Origin of the sequence: Anaerostipes faecis, from assembly GCF_910574135.1 — a bacterium.
Lineage (GTDB): Bacteria > Bacillota > Clostridia > Lachnospirales > Lachnospiraceae > Anaerostipes > Anaerostipes hominis.
In genome coordinates, this window is record NZ_CAJSYK010000051.1 from 1 (window position 1) to 3447 (window position 3447).

Below are 3447 nucleotides of genomic sequence, written 5' to 3' on the forward strand. Positions count from 1 at the left end.
CAAGGCATAGCTTCCTCTATGTCCAACGTTTATGCCCTTTTTTGCCAAATCTCTATTCCTGCACGATATTCAGTTTTCAAATTTCAGTTAGAATCTCATTCATTGAGATTCCGAGAAGTTATTTTCCTTTACTCCAATGATTTCAAATAGTCTGCTATTTCATCAGCTTTCTCTTCTGCTCCAAACCCGGTGATAAATTCCAGCGTTCGGTAGGTTTTATACTCTTTTAACTCAGTTACCGGTATCTCCGCAGTGTGGATGATCACATCCGGATTAAAAATCTCAGCTCTCCCGACTACTTCCAGCGCTTTACATTCCGAGATCTCCACTGAGGGAATCCCCCTTTCTGCCAGCAGCCGTTTGCACGTCTCAGATGCCACCGTTGATGTTGCGATTCCCGTCCCGCATGCTGATAAAATTCTGTAAGTCCTCATAATGAATCCTCCTTATTTTTGATGATTTGAATGATTTCCTCCGGATTCCCGGCGTTTACAAGCGTTCTCAAAATCTCTGCATCCTGTATTAAAAGAATGGCTCTCTGAAGCACTTCCAAATGCTGTTTTCCCGTGATTGCCAGCATCATGACAAACTTCACCGGGACTTTCACATTTTCTTTCGGATTGGTTCCCATGTGAAAAAATGATACCGGCTCTTTCAGCACCCCAATGGCGATTCCAGTTGTTTCTACATAACACGGATCTGTGTGCGGAATTGCCACACCGATATTTCCTGCTAAGACTCCCGTAGGATAAACCTTTTCCCTCTCGCTTAACGCCTTCACATAGCTTTCTTTACAGTAGCCCTCTGAAACTAACACACCTCCTAACTGTTCAAATATCTCCTGTTCATTTTCTGCCCTCAAATCTGTCTGTACCAATGTGTCTTTTAAGTTTTCCCAGATCATGGTTCCCTCCGATCTCAAGTGTATTTGTCTGTATTTTTGTTAAGTTCATTATAGGCCTCAGAAGATACCCTATAAAGGACAAGAGAAGTCATTGAAACGAGCACTAAATTGTACTAATAAAGATATATAAGCTTGGCATATGTTTGTTTATTGGCAAAAAAAGAACAGAACCATCAAAAGGTTCTGCTCCTTACCTTATCTGCAGTATTCATCTTCCAGCCTCCGGATTGTCTCAAGCATGCCCTCCGGAGATTCCTGAGCCTCAATCCGGCTTTTTGTCTCTTCCTGGGAAAACAGACGCACCAGGTTATAAATAGCACAGTTAATGCTGTTGGAGTTTAAGATACTCAAGCCTACAATATAACTCACCGGATCATTTTCACTGTTCCCAAATATCACGGGTTCTTTAAGGCTCACCAGACTGGCTGCCTCTCTGACCGCCCCTTTTTCCTGCTCTGCGTGAGGGGCTGCGATGCCGGAATAAATCACCACATAGGAACCGTTTACCTTAATATTTTCGACCATAGCTTCTATATACTCATAGGTGACGGCCCCGGATTCATAGAGAAGCCTGCCTGCTGCTCTGACCCCTTCCTCCCAGCTTTGCGCTTCCTGCTTCAGTGCGATCCTGTCTGCCGAGAGCATTGCTCCAAGAGAATTCCTCTCGGTCTTTTCTTCTATTTTGAGAAATTTTCCTGTCTCTGCCGTCTGGTCTCCGGACCAGTTCTCCCTTAACTTTGTTGCCTTTCTCCGAATTCTGTAAATATCTTCCTGTTCCAGCAGAGGACTGACCATGAGGATGTTTTGTATCTCCCCTTCGGGAAATGTGACTGTGGAGATCACCAGCTGATCGTTTATGTTTCCCATATCTTTCAGTTCATGTGAGGATCTCACCTCCGTGATCTCAAGTACATCCTCCAGCTGTTTGAGTTTTGCGAGCATGAGCTGGACGGTTCCCCTTCCCATCGCACATACGAGGACTGCGGGCACTTTCTGTTCCCTCATCCGCTCCAGTTTGTCCCGCTCCAGCATAGATGCAAAATACATGACGAGAAAGGAAACTTCATCTCTGGGAACTTTCACCCCAAGATAATCCTCCAATGGTTTCAGACATTCTTCCACCGTACAGAACACTTCGGGATATCCCTTTTCGATTTCTCCCCGAAACGGATTTTCCAGGACCTCTCCCGAAGACATCCGATAGATAGAAGATTTCATATGATCCACCAGCAGATCGTAAAGTGCAAAATCCAGATAAAAATTAATCCGAAACCTGCTGATAATACGGTAAATGACCTCCCCGATCAGCACAGGGATCACCAGCTGGTCTACATTGTTCGTTCCGCTTTTCAGATAGCTTTTTCTTCTGAGGCAGAATACAAAATTTTCTGCTTCCGCTGCCGGTATATCCAGTGAAAATTCTTCTCCCAGCCGGTCCAGTACAGTCCTGCTCAGCGGATATTTTGAGCTCTGGGATGCATTTCCCCAGTCCGGCTGTCTTTCCTTTTCTATTGTTTTTCCTTTTTTTACCCTTTCAACCAGGATCAGCAGTTCATAGACTGCCACCGAAAAAGAGAAGTCGGAAAGAAAGCAGTCATACCTCAATTCTTCTTCCCTTAAAACCTTTTGTATGGTTTCATACCGTCCCTGATATTGAATTTCTTTCAGGAGAAGATGTCCGAACACGTGGAAAGCACCCATTGCACCATATTTTTCTTCATCCAGATTCAGCTCAAGGAGCTTCAGCATACCGGAACGTATGTCTCCTTCCGAAGCTTCTACAATATACCCTTTTTGTACCTGGGAAACAAGTTTCATATTATTTTTCAAAAACCAGTCCTTCAGATCATTCAGGTCACTGATCACTGTGTTTCTGCTCGTACTGATGTACTCTGAAATCCAGGCTGCCGTCACATACTTCTCATGATTCAAAAGAAGCATAGCAAGTATTGTCTTTCGTTCATTTTTGGACAGGCGATATGTATAAAAATCATTTTTCATAATAAACTTTTGGATCTGTTCCAAAAGTCCTTCTTCCCTGCCCTCAAACCTTAAAATTCCCTCTCCGTTTATACTTACCAGAGGCAGTCCGTTTTCATTTAATTCGTCATTCAGCTCTCTGATCTTTTTGCGCACAATCCGTTCAGAAATCTGATACTTTTCCGAAATTTCCGTCAGCTGCAGTCTGCCCCCTGCCAAAAGTTGATTTAATATTTGATTGCTTCTTTTGTCCAAATGGATTCCCTCTTTTCAATCTAAATATTTGATGAACCTTTATCTTATCATATATATTATAAGAAATCGAAGTCTATGCATATAGCACAAATACTGGAAGATTTTCCTGCTGCCGATTGTTCTATGCATAACGGGGCGTTTTTATTTCATAGGGAAGGTCGTAGAACTTTCCTATGAAGATTAGGGTGTCAAAAGACACATTAATAAATATCTGATTTTGTTTGTACCTTGAAAATTTAACACGAATTGGTTTGAGAATATTAAATTTAGAACAATCAACAGAAGGTGAGCTTGATGTTTTGAGTATT

Annotated in this window: 3 protein-coding genes; all 3 read right to left on the reverse strand. The window is 42.6% G+C overall.

Going from position 1 to position 3447, the window contains the following annotated elements:
• Positions 1-128: 128 nt before the first annotated feature.
• Complete coding sequence (locus tag QGT46_RS16710; RefSeq protein WP_024728994.1) at positions 129-434, reverse strand: MtlR transcriptional regulator; 306 nt, start codon at positions 432-434, stop codon at positions 129-131.
• A complete protein-coding gene (locus QGT46_RS16715; protein ID WP_148460420.1) occupies positions 431-904 on the reverse strand; it encodes a PTS sugar transporter subunit IIA in 474 nt (157 codons plus the stop codon). The genes QGT46_RS16710 and QGT46_RS16715 overlap by 4 nt, the downstream gene beginning before the upstream one ends.
• Positions 905-1099: 195 nt before the next feature.
• Positions 1100-3139, reverse strand: a complete 2040-nt coding sequence (locus QGT46_RS16720; protein ID WP_148460421.1) for a BglG family transcription antiterminator — start codon at positions 3137-3139, stop codon at positions 1100-1102.
• Positions 3140-3447 lie beyond the last annotated feature (308 nt).

Bases quoted from the DNA above. Each gene is read 5' to 3' on its own strand.
- QGT46_RS16710 (WP_024728994.1), bottom strand. From the start codon at position 434: ATGAGGACTTACAGAATTTTATCAGCATGCGGGACGGGAATCGCAACA.
- QGT46_RS16715 (WP_148460420.1), bottom strand. From the start codon at position 904: ATGATCTGGGAAAACTTAAAAGACACATTGGTACAGACAGATTTGAGG.